The sequence below is a fragment of the Lacrimispora indolis DSM 755 genome (genome assembly GCF_000526995.1).
GTDB lineage: Bacteria > Bacillota > Clostridia > Lachnospirales > Lachnospiraceae > Lacrimispora > Lacrimispora indolis.
Genome location: NZ_AZUI01000001.1, coordinates 2,427,250 through 2,445,471 on the forward strand (window position 1 = coordinate 2,427,250; position 18,222 = coordinate 2,445,471).

Genomic DNA, 18,222 nt, shown 5'->3' on the forward strand with positions numbered 1-18,222 from the left:
TTGCTGGTGAGCGGCATCTTTTTCTATATGGATCAAAGCAGGAAAACTTTCTGTTCTTATACTCTGTTTCTGCCATAAAAGCTTTATTTCTCCCATTTTCCCCATGAGATCAAATCTTATAAAGCTGATTTCCATAAGACTGATTTAAGGCTGATTTTTTATGAGAAGTCCCTATGTACAAGGCCTTGAAGCCGGTTGTAAGAGAGGCTTAAGAGGGAATAGGACAAAGATTTTATATTTTTTTAATATTTGGCACTAAAACTAGCGCCAAATCCCAGTTTCTTCGTGTTGAAATCTGAAGCTCATATTGATTATAATAAGGCTATGAAAAGGAATTGATTGGCCAATCATACCTTCCACGGATCACACAGTAAATACTATATAATGAAGTGAGGGTATGTAAATATGAAAGAGAAGGTACAAGTATTTGGCCGCTTTTTAAGCGGTATGGTAATGCCCAATATCGGTGCATTTATTGCATGGGGACTGATTACGGCATTGTTTATTCCCACCGGCTGGTATCCCAATGAGACGCTGGGGGCATTGGTTTCCCCTATGGCCAGCATGCTGCTGCCGCTTTTGATCGCATATACGGGCGGTACGGCAGTTTATGGACAGCGAGGCGGCGTGATCGGCGCAATCTCAGCCATGGGCGTAATTGTTGGTTCCAGTGTTCCTATGTTTATCGGTGCAATGATCGTAGGACCGGTCAGCGCATGGGTGATCAAGCAGTTTGACAAAAAGATAGAGAACAAGATCCCTGCCGGATTTGAGATGCTGGTAAATAACTTTTCCATGGGTATCATCGGCGCCATCCTGACGCTTATCGCCCTGAAGGGAGTTGTACCTATTGTTGAGGTGCTGAACCGGGTAATGGAGGCAGGAGTTGGATTCTTCGTGGACAATAGGCTGCTTCCTCTGGCAAGTATCTTCATTGAACCTGCCAAGGTTCTGTTCTTAAACAATGCTATCAACCATGGAATTCTTTCCCCTATGGGAATCCAGCAGGTAGAAGAAATGGGAAAATCCATTTTCTTTCTTCTGGAAGCAAACCCGGGACCTGGACTGGGCGTTTTACTGGCTTACTGCCTTGCAGGTAAGGGATCTGCCAAGAGTTCTGCACCCGGCGCCATTATCATTCACTTTTTAGGCGGAATTCATGAGATTTACTTCCCATATATCCTGATGAATCCTCTTTTACTTCTGGCGGTTATGGCAGGCGGAGCCAGCGGGATCTTTGTATTCCAGCTCCTTGGTGTGGGATTGACCTCACCGGCATCTCCCGGAAGTATCCTGGCTGTTCTTGCAATGACACCAAGAGGCGGTTACTTTGGCGTGCTGGCAGGTGTTGCTGTAGCGGCTGCAGTTTCCTTTGTTGTTGCTCTTCCTCTGCTGCGGTTTACCGGAAAAGGCGGGGAACTGGAGGAATCTAAGGATAAAGTGAAACAAATGAAGCAGGAGTCCAAGGGAAATCAGACTGCAGAAAAGAAAACAGTATCTGGGGGAAGTGTTAAAAAGATCGTGTTCGCCTGTGATGCAGGTATGGGTTCCAGCGCTATGGGCGCAACCGTATTGAAAAAGAAGCTGGCGTCAGCAGGGCTTGGAGATATTGAGGTGGTTCATTCACCGGTGTCCTCCATTCCCCAGGATGCCCAGATCGTGGTGACTCATAAGGAATTGAAGGAACGTGCGGCTCACAGCAATCCTGAAGCCCAGCTGGTTCTGATCACCAATTTCATGGCAGCTCCGGAATACGATGAGTTAGTGGAATCCTTAAAAAAATAAACAGGCAAAAATATAGAATAAAAAGACAGCCTTTCTGGTATCCTATTGTAAACCATGGTATAATGTACACGAAAGCGTTGAGCAGTGCGAAATAAGGCAGGAATAAAATTTCGTTGTGCTTGCACATAAGAAATTTTATTCCAGTCTTATTTCATAGGGCGAATGCCCGTGAGCTGGTAAAACCTGCGGTTTTACCAGCTCCGCTGCGGAGCTATAATACAATGCTTATAACTTATGTATATTGGGTTCAAAAGGGGAATTACATAGATGAAATTAGCAGGGAGAGTACTGAAGTATTACAGCAGAGTGATCGCTGAGTGCATACCTTTGTTTGTGACAGCAGGGCTGCTGCCAGTCTTTTCAGCAGGCATATTCCAGAATGAGCACCTGTATGAAATGTCCAATATTTTGTCCTTTCTGGTGATTCCGGTGTTTATGGGATACAAAGCAGGCACAGTGTGCGGCGGGGATGTCGGCGGTTTGGCCGGCACCCTTGCCGCCTCTGCTGTTGTTATGACAGAGCCTGCTTCTGCCATGATCTTGTCTGCCCTGGCAGGCAGCATCGCAGGTTTTCTCTGCCGGAAGGGGCTGGACCGGATCAAGGACCGGATTCCCGCTGGGTTTGAGATGCTTTTTACTAACTTATACTTAGCGATGCTGGGGCTGCTGGCAGGGGCATTGGCCTATTTCATGCTGATACCGGTAGCGGAATGGCTGATCACTTTATTGGGAAATGGCTTATCATTTATGATAGAAAAGGGAATCATCCCTTTTATCAGCTTTGTGGTAGAGCCTTTAAAAATTATCTTTTTTAATAACTGGATCAATCACGGCTTTTTCCTTCCGTTGGGGCTGGAACAGATGAAAACAAAAGGCAGTTCCATTTTGTTTCTCCTGGAGACCAATCCCGGGCCGGGATTTGGGATCCTTCTTGCCCATGCCCTGGTTTACCGGGACATGAGAAAGAAAATGGTTTCCAGCCTCATTATACAGTCTCTTGGCGGTATTCATGAGGTTTATTTTCCGTATGTGCTGTCAAATATCAGGCTTCTGCCTGCTGCCATAGCAGGCAGCATTGTGGGAAATTACTGTTTTATGATAACCGGCAGCGGACTGTTGGGTCCGGCTTCCCCAGGGAGTATTATCACCATTATGATCATGGCGGATAAAAAGCATTGGCTGGGGATTCTTTTGGGAATTTTGGTTTCCGCCGCAGTGACCTGCCTGCTGGCCTGTCTGATCATGTCGGGAAAGAAGGGGAAAGCAGTCTCCCATGAGGAAACTATACAGAGGAACGAAGAGGTGCAGATGAAGACGAAGAGAATGGAACATGCCAGAATATATTTTGTCTGTGATGTGGGCATGGGCTCCAGTGCCATGGCCGGTGCTCTGTTTAAGAAAAGGCTTAAGCTGGAAGGCCTGACAGGTGTGGAGGTATTCCATGTGTCGGCTGACCGCATTCCGGCTGATGCAGATGTCATTGTCTGTCAGAAGGATTTTGCCCGTTTTTTATCAGGAATTGATAAACCGTGCTTTACTGTGGATAATTTAACGGATATGTCCGGTTATAAAGAGCTTCTGAACTGGTTAATGGGAGGTGGAGAAGATGGCAGGTAATGATTTTACTCCCAGGATGCAGCAGATCGTCCTGGCTCTTTTGGATGAGAAGAGTCCTGTTCCAGTAAAGCAGCTTGCAGATCAGATCCATATCAGTAAAAGAACGGTACAAAGAGAGCTGGAATACATTCCAAGGGCATTAAAAAAGTATGGGCTGACCTTTTGCTCCAAGACAGGGACCGGAATCTGGCTGGAAGGGGACCGGGATCAGATGGAAGCCTTAAAGGCTGAGCTTGAAGCAGATGATGCCCTTGATGTTTCCGACCGCATCGAACGCCAGAAGCGGCTGATCCTGGAAATCCTCAAGGACAAGACCTTAAAAAAGCTGTATTATTACAGTGACTTATTCGGGGTCAGCGAGGCCACTGTCAGCTCGGATTTAGAGGCGGTAAAGGAATGGTTTCACAAGTATCATCTGGAAATAAAGAGAAAGCCTGGGTACGGCGTGTTTATTGAGGGCAGCGAACGGGATTTCCGCCGGGCCCTGCGGGTGTTTATTGATGAAAACATCCATACGGAGATCATACAGGAAATGTATGAGGACAGGAACCAGTCCGTGCTAAAGGTGATTCAGAATAAAAGTGAGAGGAATATTTACAGGATCCTTGATGACGATATTGTAAAACGGGTGACAGCCTGTATTTTAAGGATACGGGATAAGCGCATACTCAATCTGACCCAGGATTCCTATCTTGGGCTGGTGATTCATGTGGCAATCGCGGTGAACCGGATCCGCAGGCAGGAGATCATTGAGGAAAATCCTCTTATGGCGGACTTTCTGCAAAATGACCAGGACTATGATCTGGCGGAGACCATCACCAGATCCCTGGAAGAGGAATTTCAGATTCAGATTCCGGAAATTGAATGCGCTTATATCTGTCTGCATATCAAAGGCTCTAAGATCCAGCAGCTGAATATTGACGAGAAGTCAAGAAGTGAGATCGAGGAGTCCAGGGAACTGTGGGAAGTGGTCAATGAGATGATCGACCGCTATGACGACAACCTTGCCTACCTGTTAAAGCAGGATGAGGAATTTGTGATCCAGGGCCTGATCGCACATTTAAAACCCACCCTGGTCCGTCTTGCCAACGGAATGAAGATTCAGAACCCCCTGCTGGAACAGATTAAGCAGGACTATCCGGCGATTTTTGAGCGGTGCAGAATTGTCGCAAAGGTGATCGAAGACCGGTATGGGTATGAGGTGCCGGAACCGGAGATCGGATTTCTTGCCGTCCACTTCGGTGCGGCGGAGGTTCGGATGGAAAGCAGAAAGGAAAGCCGGAGAAAGGTGAATATCGGGATCGTCTGTGCCAGCGGGATCGGAATCTCCCGGCTCATGTCTTCCAAAATTGCCAGGGATTTTTCAGACAGAGTGGACTTATCCGTTTATGGAATGACGGATCTGTCTCCCTATGTGCTGAGCAAGACGGATTTCTTTGTATCAACGGTGCCCCTTAAGGAAGAGGCTGATATCCTGTATGTAAGCCCTCTGCTTTCTGCTGATGAGATGGAGCGGATCGCGGGAAAGGTACGCCAGTGTGAATATATGCCGAAAAAACAGGACAACCAGGAGTTTACCATTCAGCTGGATCAGGTGAATTTTGTAGCCGTCCAGATTAAAAATATCATAAGGTTTATGGAATATCAGAGGGTGGACAATGGGATCACCTTTGAGGAACTGCTGATAGCAGCCAGCGAAAAACTGGCTTCCTATGCAGACCGGCAGATCATGATCCAGGAGGATATTATGAAGAGGGAAGAGCTGTGCAGTCAGATGTTTCCCGATTTCAGCTTTGCCCTGCTTCATGCCAGGACAGAAGGCGTGGCAAAGCCGGTGTTTTCGGTCTGCCAGACAAAAGACGGAGAATCTTTCAGCGACCCTTATTTTAAGGGGGTAAGCGTTGTTTTGATCATGCTGGTGCCAAAGGATGACCATGCTGCTGAAAACAGCGAGATACTGGGTGTGCTAAGCGAACGGCTGGTCGAGGAAGAAGAATTCCTGGAAGCCGTAAGATATAGGGGAAAAGAGGAGATAAGAGCCCTTGTTTCCCAGTATTTGAATCAATATTTCAAGCATTATCTGGATAAGATGTAATGAATAAAAGCGAGAGAAGCCGGGTCCCAAAAGGGTCCGGCTTTTTTCCTGTATTTCAGATTTGGCACCATCTGATGGCGCCAAATGCCATTTTGTTTTCATTGAAAAAGAGGAGCTGACACCCCTATAATTTACTTAGAAAGTTGACACAGGAGGGTAAGCGCGTGTTTGGATACGGAAAAAAGAATGAGGAGAAAAATACAGAACTTCTGGAACTTAAAAATATTCATTTGAATTGCAGACCTGGAGAAAAGGAGGCGGTCATCAGGCAGGTAGGGCAAATGCTTTGCCAAAGCGGCTGTGTGGAGGAATCCTATATAGAGGCAATGCTTAAGAGGGAGCTGACATTTCCCACCAACATAGGCAATGGGATCGCACTTCCTCATGGCGTGGAGGAAGCTAAAAAGGCCATTAAGCGCTCCGGAATCGCTGTTATGGTATTTCCTGACGGAACAGACTGGGGAGGAGAAATGGTGAAGCTGGTTATCGGGATTGCAGGGGCAGGGGAGGAACATTTAGAAATACTCGCCGTCATTGCAGAATGCCTTGCTGATCCGGCTGATGTGGACCGGATTACTAAGTGCAGCGCGGAGGAGATCCATACCATGTTTACAGGAAAGAGGTGTTCCTAATGATCGTTACAGTTACCATGAATCCGGCCATTGATAAAACCGTGGATATTGAGCGGTTTGAACGGGGGGATTTAAACAGGATCAAACGGGTGGAACTGGATGCCGGAGGAAAGGGCATCAACGTTTCCAAGACCATTAAGGAATTAGGCGGAGAAAGCATTGCCACTGGTTTTGTGGGAGGAACCAGCGGCACGATCATCAAACAGGTTTTGGCTGATTTAAGCATTCAGACAGATTTCGTGGAAGTAAAAGGGGAGACGAGAACGAATCTGAAAGTGGTGGAAGAAACGGGAGAGGTGACGGAGCTTAATGAGCCTGGACCTGAGGTATCAGAGGAGCAGCTAAACGACTTGCTTAAAAGGCTGGAGGGCTATGCAAAGCCTGATACCCTGTTTGTTCTGGCAGGAAGCATACCTGCAGGCATACCGACGGATATATACCGCAGGATCACGGAACTGGCTCACAGGAAAGGTGCAAAGGTCTTGCTGGATGCAGACGGCCCGTTATTTTCCGAATCACTGAAAGCGGCGCCTGATATGTTAAAGCCCAACCGCTCAGAACTGGAGCGGCATTACCAAATGGATTACAGGGCTTCGGAACAGGAGCTGGTTTCCATGGGGGAGAAGCTTTTGGAACATGGAGCAGCCATGACCGTGATTTCCCTTGGCCAGATGGGTGCCATGTTTTTGACTAAGGAAAAACGGTACCGTTGTCCGGGGCTTCGGGTAAAGGCCCATTCCACCGTAGGAGCCGGAGATGCTCTGGTAGCTGCCATGGCTTACAGCTGGGATGAAAAGCTTCCTTTTGAAACCTGCATCCGTTTATGTATGGGAGCCTCGGCAGGCGCGGTCACAAGCATAGGGACCAAGCCGCCTCACCGCAGTCTGGTAGATGAACTGGTGAAGCAGGTGCAGCTGCTGGAAATTTAGGAGTAAAATTTGATAAATAAGGTTGGAGGATGGAAATATGATAACAAAAGCGGTAAGAATGTATGGCACAGATGATTTAAGGCTGGAAGAGTTTGAGCTTCCTCAGATTCATGAAGATGAGATTCTTGTAAAGATCATGAGTGACAGTATCTGCATGTCCACCTACAAGCTGGTAAAACAGGGAAAAAAGCATAAAAGAGCTCCTCAAAACATAGATACCAATCCGGTGATCATCGGTCATGAATGCTCGGGACTGATTGTGGAAGTGGGCAAAAAGTGGCAGGATCAATTCCAGCCTGGACAGAAGTTTTCTCTGCAGCCTGCTTTAAACTATAAGGGGAAACTGGATTCCCCGGGATATTCTTATGAATTCTGCGGAGGCGCATGTACGTATTGCATTATGCCCAATGAGGTCATGGAGCTGGGCTGCCTGCTGGAATACACGGGAGAGAGCTTTTTTGAGGCTTCCTTAGGAGAACCTATGAGCTGCATCATTGGCGGCTTCCATGCCAATTATCATACCAACAAAAGGAATTATGATCATGCCATGGGAACAAAAGTGGATGGAAACATCCTGATCATGGGCGGCTGCGGCCCCATGGGACTGGGAGCGGTAAGCTATGGCCTTCAGTTTGAAAATAAGCCAAAGCGGATCGTAGTTACGGATATCAGTGATGAGAGGATCGCCAGGGCAAAGGAAGTGATTTCAGAAGAATCTGCAAAAGAGAGAGGAATTGAACTTCTTTATGTAAATACAGCAAAAATGGCTGATCCTGTTTCTGAACTGACGGCGCTCACCCATGGCCATGGCTATGATGATGTGTTTGTATATGTTCCAGTAAAAGAAGTGGCGGAAATGGGAGATAAGCTTCTGGCCTTTGACGGCTGCATGAACTTCTTTGCTGGCCCTTCAGACAGCCAGTTTAAGGCGGAAATCAACCTTTATAACTGCCACTATACAAGCACCCACATTATGGGGACCACCGGCGGCAATACAGATGATCTGGTGGAGGCCAATCAGCTGTCTGCGGAAGGAGCCATTGAAGCAGCTGTTATGGTAACCCATGTGGGAGGGATCGACAGCATCGCGGAGGCGACCAAGAATCTGCCTTCCATACCCGGTGGAAAGAAGCTTACCTATACCCAGTTTGATATGCCTTTGACAGCCATTGACGATTTTGAAGAGCTGGGAAAGACTGATCCTCTGTTTAAGAAGCTCAGTGAATCCTGCAAGGCCCATAAGGGATTATGGAATGGGGAAGCAGAAAAGATCCTTTTTGACCATTTCGGAGTAGATCCAAAGGAATTATGATTGAATACAAAATATTAAATGATCATGTATGCTGTATCCTTTTATTGCGAAAAGGATACAGCATTTTTAATATTAATGAAAAGAGTAACAGAATTGGAAAATTCTATGATAAAACCCTGTTATTTAGCAGCAATGTCTTAAATTTTAGAATTGTTTTATAAATTCTCTTGTCCATGTGTGTTATAATACCCCTATGTAATATTAATTTTTCGTTATAAATGAAGTTTCAGAGCATGGGAGAGACGAGAATAGTGAAATTAAAATTGAGAACCCGTCTGGTTGTAGCATTTTTGATCATAACGGTAATCCCCCTGGTCCTGATCTTTGCAGTGGTTGCAGGGCTTGGCAATTACCAGATGAAGGCGTTCCGGAAGGCCTATAATTTGACGGAGCAGATCGACCTTCTTTCAAGTAATTCCCTGCAGATATTTAACCGCCTGACCAGGTCGGAGCAAAAGGAAATCAGCCAGATCCTTCAAAGCGACCCGGGGCAGTTTCAGGATACGGATTATTTGGCAAAGATTAACGAGAATCTGGTATCTAAATATGCCTATATGATCGTCCGAAAGGGAGATTCTCTTATTTTTGACGGAAACAGCCACATCACCCAGGGCCTTTACGGCCAGCTTCCCAAATACGAGGAAATGGATAGCAACATTGACGGCGCCATTTACTTAGATGGAGAGACCCAGCATCTGGTAAAGCAGATGGATTTTCTTTATCCTGACGGGAACAAGGGAAGCGTGTTCATTGTTTCCAATGTAAACGGCCTTCTTCCTGAGATCAAGGTCATGATGGCGGAAATGCTCATGGCAATCATTATGATCATCGTGTTTACCGATGCCATCTTAATGATGTGGGTGTACCGGTCCGTGGTAAGCCCCTTGGGGCGGCTCCAGGTTGCAACCAAGAAGATCCGGGATGGGAATCTGGATTTCTCTCTTGAAGTGGAAAATGACGATGAGATCGGACAGCTTTGCCAGGATTTTGAAGAGATGAGGATCCGCCTTAAGGAATCCGCAGAGGAAAAAGTGGAGTATGATAAGGAGAACAAGGAGCTGATCAGCAATATATCCCATGATTTAAAAACCCCGATCACCGCTATTAAGGGGTATGTGGAGGGGATCATGGATGGAGTGGCTTCCTCTCCGGAAAAGCTGGACCGCTATATCCGCACCATTTACAACAAGGCCAATGACATGGACAAACTGATCGATGAATTGACCTTTTATTCAAAAATCGACACCAATAAGATTCCTTATACCTTTTCCAAGATCAATGTGGCAGGCTATTTCAGGGACTGCGTGGATGAAGTTGGACTTGAAATGGAAGACCGGAGCATTGAACTGGGATATTTTAATTATGTGGATGAAGATGTGGTGGTCATTGCAGACGCAGAGCAGCTGCGCCGTGTCATCAATAACATCGTCAGCAATTCTGTGAAATATATGGATAAAAGGAGCGGAATTATCAACATCCGGATCAAGGATGTGGGAGACTTTATCCAGGTGGAGATCGAGGACAACGGAAGAGGGATCCCGGCAAAGGATCTGCCCAGCATTTTTGACCGGTTTTACCGGACAGATTCCTCCAGAAATTCTTCTCAGGGCGGAAGCGGGATCGGCTTATCCATCGTTAAGAAGATTATTGAGGATCATGGAGGCCGGATCTGGGCCACCAGCAAGGAAGGCATTGGAACGGAGATACATTTTGTTTTGAGAAAATATCAGGAGGTCATACAGGAATGAGCAGAATACTGATTGTAGAAGACGAAGAGAGCATAGCAGAGCTGGAGAAAGACTATCTGGAGCTGAGCGGATTTGAGGTTGAGATCGAGAATGACGGTGGAGAAGGACTTCAAATGGCGCTCCATGAGGATTTTGATCTGTTGATTCTGGATCTGATGCTGCCTGGAGTGGATGGCTTTGAGATTTGCCGGAAGGTCAGGGAGGTAAAAAACACCCCCATTATTATGGTTTCTGCCAAGAAGGAAGATATCGATAAGATCCGGGGATTAGGCTTAGGTGCTGATGATTACATTACAAAGCCATTCAGCCCCAGTGAGATGGTGGCCCGGGTGAAGGCCCATCTGGCACGTTATGAAAGGCTGATCGGAAGCGGAGTTCCTGACAATGAAATCATTGAGATCCGGGGTCTTAAAATAGATAAAACAGCCAGGCGGGTATGGATCAACGGAGAGGAAAAGAACTTTACCACCAAGGAATTTGACCTTTTAACATTCCTTGCCCAGAATCCAAACCATGTATTTACCAAGGAAGAGCTGTTTAATAAAATATGGGATATGGAATCCATCGGGGATATTGCCACGGTTACCGTTCATATTAAGAAGATCAGGGAAAAAATTGAGTTTAATACGGCCAAGCCTCAGTATATTGAGACGATTTGGGGAGTTGGGTACCGGTTTAAGGTGTAAACTTGACAATACACCCAAAATGGTGTAATATAACAGTAGCTAAGAAAGTAGTTAAGACCATGTGGTCACAAAGAGAAATCCCGCGTATGCCAGTGCGCGGGATTTCATTTTAGGTTAGCTGCCTTTATGTTTTCTGTCTAACCATTTGCATATGTAGTAGCCAGCTACACTTGCCGCGACAGAATGAATGAAAGTAGTTAAGAATTCCATGCAGACACCTCCTTCCTGCTGGAAAGAGTTGACAGCATATCCATTATATCGCAGTATAATAGGGGTGTCTATGAAATTAACCAAGTGATTTTTTGACTTTTTCTCATGGTAGAATGGAACGTCCGTACTACCACAAATGAAAGGGCAAGGTACGTAAACTCTCCGATAATGGCTATAAAAGTAGTTAAACAGGGAACAGCTTATGCAGTACCGATCTAAGGTATAAGAGATGAAAGAAAAACTATACGAAATACCCTTAAACGACGCCATGGATGCAGATGACGAGTGCCTGTTCTGCTTTCTTGAGAGAAAAGCAGAACAGGAGCTTATGGATTTTGTGTTAGGTTCCTGTGCCTCTTATATGGAAAGTGATACAAGAGAGGCCACAGACCGGTCAGGCTTCTGCCGTATCCATCAGAAGAAGATGTTTGATTACGGCAATGCCCTGGGAAATGGCTGGATATTAAAAACCTATTATAAAAAGCTGATAAAAGAAATGAGTGAGGAATTTAAGGAGTTTGTTCCCGGAAAGACCTCCTTAAAGGACCGGCTTACAGGAAAAGGGGGAAACCGCAATTCCGTCAGTACCTGGATCCAGGAAAAGACAAAGACCTGCTATATATGCGACCGGTTTTCGGAAATCTATGAGCGGTATGTTGCGACCTTTTTCTATTTGTACAAAAAGGATCCTGCCTTCCGGGAAAAGCTTGAAACGAGTAAGGGATTCTGCCTCCACCATTTTGCAGATTTGTGCAGCCGGGCTGATGAGCATTTAAATGACAGGGAACGGAAGGAGTTCTATCCCGTAATTTTCAAGCTCATGGAGGAAAATATGGAGCGGATATCCGGTGATATCGACTGGTTCATTGAGAAGTTTGATTACTTAAACAAGGATGCGGATTGGAAGCAGTCAAAGGACGCCCTGCAGCGCGGGATGCAAAAGATCCGGGGCGCATATCCGGCAGATCCTGCCTATAAGCAGCGGTAGGTTTACCGGCTCAACCGCTTAAACTGTCCCGGCGTATAGCCCGTAGTCTGGCGGAAGGTGCGGATGAAGTTGGAATAATCATGAAAGCCTGACAAATGGCAGGCCTCTGAAACTGTATATCCCTGAGACAGCAGATCTTTTGCCAGTGCCACCCGCTTTACCACAATGTACTGAAAGATACTGCTTTCGGTCTCTGACTTGAATAAGTGGCTGATATAATATTTATCAAGGGAAAGAGCCTGGGATATGGAATCCAGGGTCATGGGAGTTGTTAAATTCTTGTCAATATAACTCATAATCGCCTGTGCCCGGTGAGGCTTTGGAGCCGTCCTTGCTGAGCTTGTCTTTTGCCAGGCTTTATTAATGAGAATCAGGATCTGGAGCAATGTGGTCATTGCCGTTAAATCGCTGCCGTAAGTGCAGCGGTTTTTTATTGCCTCATGAAGGCCCTGGGCCATGGAAACCAGGTTGCCATATTCCTCCTTTGAAAGCAGGACCAGATTCCCTTTGGCAGGCTCACGGTGAAAGCAGTCCAAAAGATTGGTGTCAGGAGTGGAGTAGGGGCGGATAAAGGCGGGGTTCACGTGAATGACCAGGCGGGTAAAGGCTTGGTTTGTGGTATTGATGGCCTTGTGAATCTCCCGGTTGGAAAACAGGATCAAGCTTCCCGGGCTCATATCATAGCAGACGTTTTCTACAAAGTACTGGATATGGCCGTCTATGAGCAAGTAGATTTCATGGCTGTTATGCATGTGAAAATCCACGTTTCCGGCCATATGGCTGGTAGTAAAGTCACAGCTGAAGGGTTCGGAAAATTCACTGTAATGGTATGGCGTTTCCTTATTCATGAGGTCCTCCTGAAGTAGACAATCTGCGCATACTTCTTCTCAATCTGCGCAAACAAATTGCGTTAAAAACAGTATATAATTAATTTACCACAAAAAGAAGGAAAAGAAAAGAGGAGGTAATCATGGTTCGGGTTGGGATAATCGGCTGCGGAAACATCGGGGGAGTTCATGCCATGGTACTGAATGAAATAGAAGAGGTCAGCCTCTGCGCTTTGGCAGATAACCGGCTGGAGCGGGCGGAGGAATATTCAGCCCGTTTTACAGGAAGAAAGGCAAAGGCCTATGGATCCATGGAAGAAATGCTTGAAAAGGAAGAACTGGATGTGGTCCATATCTGCACTCCTCATCACTGCCATGTGCCCATGGCCTCAGATGCTTTAAAAAAGGGCCTTCACGTGTTCATGGAAAAGCCGCCTGCAATAAGCAGGGAACAGTTTAATGAGCTTTTAAGGGTTTCAGACCAAAGCAGGGGCAGGTTGGGTATCTGCTTCCAGAACCGGTATAATGAAACCACAAAAAAGGTAAATGAGCTTTTAGCCCAGGGAATGCTTGGCAGGATAAAAGGCGGAAGGGCCTTTGTGACCTGGCACAGGGATGCGCCCTATTACACAGAAAGCGGCTGGAGGGGAAAGCTTGAGACAGAAGGCGGAGGGGCATTGATCAACCAGTCTATCCACGCTCTGGACTTACTTTTATCCTGGCTTGGAAAGCCTGTGAAAACGGAAGCGGCCATGAATAACCACCACTTAAAGGGGATTGTTGAGGTGGAGGACACCCTGGAAGCGTATATGACCTTTACAGAGGCTGAAGAACCGGTAAGTGCCAGCTTTTATGCAACAACTGCTTACGCCGTGGATGCACCGGTTTTCTTAGAGCTTGCCTGTGAGAACGGGTTCGTCCGCCTGGAAGGAAATTCTGTCTGGTATCAGACAAAGGAGCAGGAGGAGCCTGTAGTCTGGCAGGCGAAAAAGAGCTCCCTTCTGGGAAAAACCTATTGGGGAAACGGCCATGAAGCCTGTATCAGGGACTTTTATGATTGTCTGGATACCGGGAGGGACTATTTCAATGACATAGCCTCGGTTCAGAATACATTTTACACCATGATGGATATTTATGATTCTGCAAGAAATGAGGGGAGATAAGACATGGATAAGGTAAGACTTGGTATTATCGGAATTGGAAACATGGGAACCGGCCATTTAAAGAACATTCTGGAGGGTAAGGTTCCTGAGATGGAAGTGACTGCCGTGGCAGACCGCCAGGAAGTCAGGAGAGTATGGGCAAAGGAGAAGTTGCCGGAATCGGTTGCTGTCTTTGAGGAAGGAAAGGATCTGATCGCAGCAGGTGTGTGTGACGCAGTCCTGATCGCAGTGCCTCATTACCAGCATCCGGAGCTGACCATTGATGCCATGAACCACGGGCTTCATGTGATGTGTGAAAAGCCTGCGGGAGTTTATACAAAGCAGGTCCGGGAAATGAACGAAGCGGCCAAAAAGAGCGACAGGATCTTTGCCATGATGTTCAATCAGAGGACCAACTGCATTTACCGGAAAATGCATGAGCTTGTAACAGGCGGAGAGCTGGGCGCCATCAAACGGGTGAACTGGATCGTGACAGACTGGTACCGCACCCAGTCCTATTATGACTCAGGAAGCTGGAGAGCCACCTGGGAGGGAGAAGGCGGCGGCGTTTTATTAAACCAGTGCCCTCACAACATGGATTTGCTCCAGTGGATCTGCGGAATGCCAAGCAAGGTACAGGCCTTCTGCCACAACGGGAAATGGCATGACATTGAAGTGGAAGATGATGTAACGGCTTATATGGAATATCCAAACGGCGCCACAGGAGTCTTTGTCACCACAACTGCAGATGCTCCGGGAACCAACCGGTTTGAGATCACTTTGGAAATGGGCAAGCTGGTCTGCGAAAATAACAAGCTTTTGCTTCATAAGCTGGCGGAAAACGAGCGTACCTTCTGCAAAACAGCAAAGGGCGGTTTTGATACCCCGGAATGTACGGTGACAGAGGTTGATACAGACGGGGAAAATGAGCAGCATGTGGGCGTCTTAAAGGCATTTGCTGGTAAGATCCTTCATGGCACACCTCTGATCGCGGAAGGCATGGAAGGGATCAACGGTCTGACCTTATCAAACGCCATGCATTTATCCAGCTGGTTAAAAAGAGAGGTTGAGATCCCCTTTGATGAGGATTTATTCTTGGAGGAGCTTAATAAGCGCCGCAGGGAATCCAGGAAAAAAGAAGGAACAGGCGTGGTATTTGACACAGAAGGAAGCTATTAAGAGATAAAAAAGGAGAAATGATTATGTGGGATGGAATTCAATTATCCGGTTTTGCAGATGAAATCGATATGGATTTGGGAAAGCAGATGGAAGTATTAAAGAAGCTGGAAATTCATCATGTGGAGATGCGGGGGGTCAACGGGAAAGGACTGGTAGAGCATTCCATGAGCGAGGTAAAGGAAATTAAAAAGCACCTTGAGGAAGGGGGAATCCGTTTGTCCTCTGTAGGCTCTCCCATTGGAAAGATCCAGATCACCGATGATTTTGCCCCTCATATGGAGCTTTACAAGCACACGGTGGAAATCGCCCATGAGATGGAGGTTCCATTCATCCGCATGTTCAGCTTTTTCATGCCTGAGAATGAAAGTTACTCCCCATACCGGGGAAAGGTCATGGATCAGTTGGGCCAGCTTGCAGATTACGCAAAGGCTAACCGTGTGGTGCTTCTCCATGAGAATGAAAAGGATATTTACGGAGACATGGCGGACCGATGCCTGGAAATCATGAAAGAATTCTATGGGGAGCATTTTAAGGCAGTCTTTGACTTTGCCAACTTCGTTCAGTGCAAACAGGATACTCTGGAAGCTTATGAAATGTTAAAGCCCTACATCGCCTACATCCATATAAAGGATGCCCTGTGGTCCGATGCAAGCGTGGTTCCGGCAGGCATGGGAGACGGGCATGTGGAAGAGATATTAAAGATGCTGAAAGCCGGCGGGTATGAGGGCTTCTTATCCCTGGAACCTCATTTAAGTGACTTTGCAGGCTTTAACGCTTTGGAGCAGAATTCCTCCCAGAAGAAAAAGATGAGCGGGGAAGAAGCGTTTACCATGGCATATGAATCTCTTAGAAACATTTTGGAGAAGATTTAACTGCATAAGAGTAAGGCTAAAATATAAAAGGCGTATCCAGGAGTCCGTTCAGGAAGAAACTCCGGGATACGCCTTTCCTATTGCTCAGGTGCCGTCTCTATGGCGCAGCCCAACTCTCTGCAGTAGGAACAGAAGGCATCATCAGGCAGCCGGTCTGTCAGGATATAATCAAACTGCCTGATCTCTCCAAAGGTCATGAGAGAGGTGCGCCCAAACTTCGAGGAATCTGCCAGAAGATAATGCTTCTGGCTCTTTTTTAATGCCGTTTTCTTAATGGTGTACTCCTCTGTGGAAGCGTTGCAGACTCCAGCCTGGGCGGAGAGCCCTGTACAGGCCATAAATGCCCGGACAATGTTATAATCCTCCAAATATTCCACACAGGAACTGCCCACCAGTGAGGCGGTATCTCTTTTTAAAGATCCGGGAAGGGCGATCACATTGATGTTTGGGTAACTCATGGACTTGTTGATGACCTGGAGGCTGTTGGTAATGACCGTAACCGAGTTTAAATGGGCCAGGTGATCCACAATATTCATGGTGGTGGTTCCGCTGTCAATGAATATGATATCCCGCTCCCGTACAAAGGAAGCGGCCAGTGCAGCGATCTTTTGCTTGCTTTGGGCATTTTTTCCGGCACGTTCATGGAAGTTGATCAGACTTGGGATGGCTGCCGTATTTTCACATGCGACCACACCTCCGTAAACCTTCTCCACGGTGCCCCTTGAGACTAGGATCTCCAAGTCCCGTCGCAGGGTGTTTTTTGAAATCTCAAATTCTTCACACAGGGCATCAATGGAGGCCGCCTTGTGCTCCAATATATATTGTTCCAGTTGATCGATTCGGGAAATTCTCATAGGTGTACTCCTTACTTGGCAGCTTTTTGGCATGCTGTTCTGGTGAAATTATAACAGATACATTAGAAAATATCAAGAAGCAACCAAGATATGATCAAATTAAGTAAAAATACAAAAGATTTTCTTGACTAATTTTTAAATGAATGGTAGAATATGACCAAAAGATAACACAAATAGAATCAACATATCACCATAAAGTGAACAGAAGATAAATGCTCTTGCTGTCACTGATAAAATGGCGGTGGATTCAGGAACGAGCCTGAAGATACCATGATCGCCGCCGGAGCGGATAGCTGCAAGAAGGAGAGATGTGATTTTCTTACGGCACTGAAAAGGGAAAAGTTTTTCATTGTCAGAAAAGAGTTGACGGGGGTGAGAAGGAATAATATGGCGGAGATTTTCCCAGCATGCGGGATTGAAAAGCCGGATAAAGGAGAAAAGGTATGGGATTAGTAAAAATGAAGGAATTGCTGAAACAGGCCTCAGAAGATAATCTGGCGGTTGGAGCTTTCAGTGTGGGAAACCTTGAGATGGTGAAGGGAGCTGTAAAAGCAGCTGAAGAAATGAAAGTACCCATTATCTTACAGATCGCAGAAGTACGTCTGCACCATTCCCCGCTGACTCTGATGGGGCCTATGATGGTGGAAGCAGCAAAGATTGCAAAGGTGGATATTGCGGTTCATCTGGACCATGGCAAGTCCATTGAGGTGTTAAAACAGGCTCTGGATTATGGGTTCACTTCCGTAATGATGGATGGTTCCACCCTTCCCTTTGAAGAAAATATAACAAAGACCCTGGAAGCGGTCAATCTCGCCAGGGAATACGGAGCGACCGTAGAAGCAGAACTTGGCCTGGTGGGCGGCAGCGAGGATGGGAGCATTGATGAGGGAATCCGCTGTACAAATCCTGACGATGCCAGAACATTTTGCCAGAGAACCGGCGTGGATGCACTGGCAGTCGCCATCGGTAATGCCCACGGCAATTATCCGGTGGCTCCCAGACTGGCTTTTGACGTTCTGGAAGCGATTGATCAGAAGATTGCTGTGCCTCTGGTCCTTCACGGCGGAACCGGAATCACCCCGGAGGACTTCCGGAAAGCCATAGGCCTTGGAATCCGGAAGATTAACATTGCAACAGCCAGCTTTGACAGTCTTACAAAGGAAGCTGGAAAGTATCTGGAATCAGAAGGAAAACATGATTATTTCGGGCTGAATGAAGCTATGGTCCGGGGAGTGTATGAGAATGTGAAGCAGCATATCCGGATCTTTCAATGTGTGGAGCCGCTTACATAAATCAGTATGATGTAATGAAACGATTACATGACGGAATAAAGGAAAACTGCCGGC

General features: G+C 46.6%; 15 protein-coding genes. 13 read left to right on the top strand and 2 right to left on the bottom strand.

Annotated features, from left to right (window positions below; translation table 11 throughout):
* The first annotated feature begins 405 nt into the window (after positions 1 to 405).
* From K401_RS0111725 to K401_RS0111780, 9 genes are all read left to right on the top strand, one after another.
* Positions 406 to 1,785 (top strand): PTS mannitol transporter subunit IIBC, encoded by a 1,380-nt coding sequence (locus tag K401_RS0111725; protein ID WP_024293124.1) that lies wholly within the window; start codon positions 406 to 408, stop codon positions 1,783 to 1,785.
* Positions 1,786 to 2,052: 267 nt separating this feature from the next.
* The gene (locus K401_RS0111730; protein WP_024293125.1) at positions 2,053 to 3,402 is read left to right on the top strand and encodes a PTS sugar transporter subunit IIBC family protein; all 1,350 of its coding nucleotides are present in this window, start codon (positions 2,053 to 2,055) and stop codon (positions 3,400 to 3,402) included.
* Complete coding sequence (locus K401_RS0111735; protein WP_024293126.1) at positions 3,392 to 5,497, top strand: BglG family transcription antiterminator; 2,106 nt, start codon at positions 3,392 to 3,394, stop codon at positions 5,495 to 5,497. The genes K401_RS0111730 and K401_RS0111735 overlap by 11 nt, the downstream gene beginning before the upstream one ends.
* Positions 5,498 to 5,661: 164 nt before the next feature.
* The gene (locus K401_RS0111745) at positions 5,662 to 6,129 is read left to right on the top strand and encodes a PTS mannitol transporter subunit IIA (RefSeq protein ID WP_024293127.1); all 468 of its coding nucleotides are present in this window, start codon (positions 5,662 to 5,664) and stop codon (positions 6,127 to 6,129) included.
* Positions 6,129 to 7,058 (top strand): 1-phosphofructokinase, encoded by a 930-nt coding sequence (gene pfkB / locus K401_RS0111750; RefSeq protein WP_024293128.1) that lies wholly within the window; start codon positions 6,129 to 6,131, stop codon positions 7,056 to 7,058. Before K401_RS0111745 ends, pfkB begins: the two co-directional genes overlap by 1 nt.
* Positions 7,059 to 7,095: 37 nt before the next feature.
* The gene (locus K401_RS0111755; RefSeq protein WP_024293129.1) at positions 7,096 to 8,370 is read left to right on the top strand and encodes a zinc-binding dehydrogenase; all 1,275 of its coding nucleotides are present in this window, start codon (positions 7,096 to 7,098) and stop codon (positions 8,368 to 8,370) included.
* 218 nt (positions 8,371 to 8,588) lie between these two features.
* Positions 8,589 to 10,118 (top strand): sensor histidine kinase, encoded by a 1,530-nt coding sequence (locus K401_RS0111765; RefSeq protein WP_198018242.1) that lies wholly within the window; start codon positions 8,589 to 8,591, stop codon positions 10,116 to 10,118.
* On the top strand, positions 10,115 to 10,804 hold the full coding sequence (locus K401_RS0111770) for a response regulator transcription factor (RefSeq protein ID WP_024293131.1): 690 nt from the start codon (positions 10,115 to 10,117) through the stop codon (positions 10,802 to 10,804). Before K401_RS0111765 ends, K401_RS0111770 begins: the two co-directional genes overlap by 4 nt.
* Before the next feature lie 439 nt (positions 10,805 to 11,243).
* Positions 11,244 to 12,002, top strand: coding sequence for a DUF6062 family protein (locus K401_RS0111780; protein WP_024293132.1), 759 nt, complete (start codon positions 11,244 to 11,246; stop codon positions 12,000 to 12,002).
* Positions 12,003 to 12,004: 2 nt separating this feature from the next.
* On the opposite strand, the gene K401_RS0111785 is transcribed toward K401_RS0111780, so the two are convergent.
* Positions 12,005 to 12,850 (bottom strand): AraC family transcriptional regulator, encoded by an 846-nt coding sequence (locus K401_RS0111785; RefSeq protein ID WP_024293133.1) that lies wholly within the window; start codon positions 12,848 to 12,850, stop codon positions 12,005 to 12,007.
* A gap of 122 nt (positions 12,851 to 12,972) precedes the next feature.
* On the opposite strand from K401_RS0111785, the gene K401_RS0111790 reads away from it, so the two are divergent.
* From K401_RS0111790 to K401_RS0111800, 3 genes are read left to right on the top strand one after another with little or no spacing between them, the layout of a single operon-like run.
* Positions 12,973 to 13,992, top strand: a complete 1,020-nt coding sequence (locus K401_RS0111790; RefSeq protein WP_024293134.1) for a Gfo/Idh/MocA family protein — start codon at positions 12,973 to 12,975, stop codon at positions 13,990 to 13,992.
* Positions 13,993 to 13,995: 3 nt separating this feature from the next.
* Entirely contained in the window at positions 13,996 to 15,150 is a 1,155-nt protein-coding gene (locus K401_RS0111795; protein ID WP_024293135.1) for a Gfo/Idh/MocA family protein, read from the top strand.
* Positions 15,151 to 15,173: 23 nt separating this feature from the next.
* Positions 15,174 to 16,022, top strand: coding sequence for a sugar phosphate isomerase/epimerase family protein (locus K401_RS0111800; protein ID WP_024293136.1), 849 nt, complete (start codon positions 15,174 to 15,176; stop codon positions 16,020 to 16,022).
* Between the two features lie 77 nt (positions 16,023 to 16,099).
* On the opposite strand, the gene K401_RS0111805 is transcribed toward K401_RS0111800, so the two are convergent.
* Complete coding sequence (locus K401_RS0111805) at positions 16,100 to 16,876, bottom strand: DeoR/GlpR family DNA-binding transcription regulator (protein WP_024293137.1); 777 nt, start codon at positions 16,874 to 16,876, stop codon at positions 16,100 to 16,102.
* A 443-nt stretch (positions 16,877 to 17,319) separates the two neighbouring features.
* Between K401_RS0111805 and K401_RS0111815 the strand changes: the two genes are divergently transcribed.
* Positions 17,320 to 18,168 (top strand): class II fructose-bisphosphate aldolase, encoded by an 849-nt coding sequence (locus tag K401_RS0111815; RefSeq protein WP_024293139.1) that lies wholly within the window; start codon positions 17,320 to 17,322, stop codon positions 18,166 to 18,168.
* Positions 18,169 to 18,222: the final 54 nt, after the last annotated feature.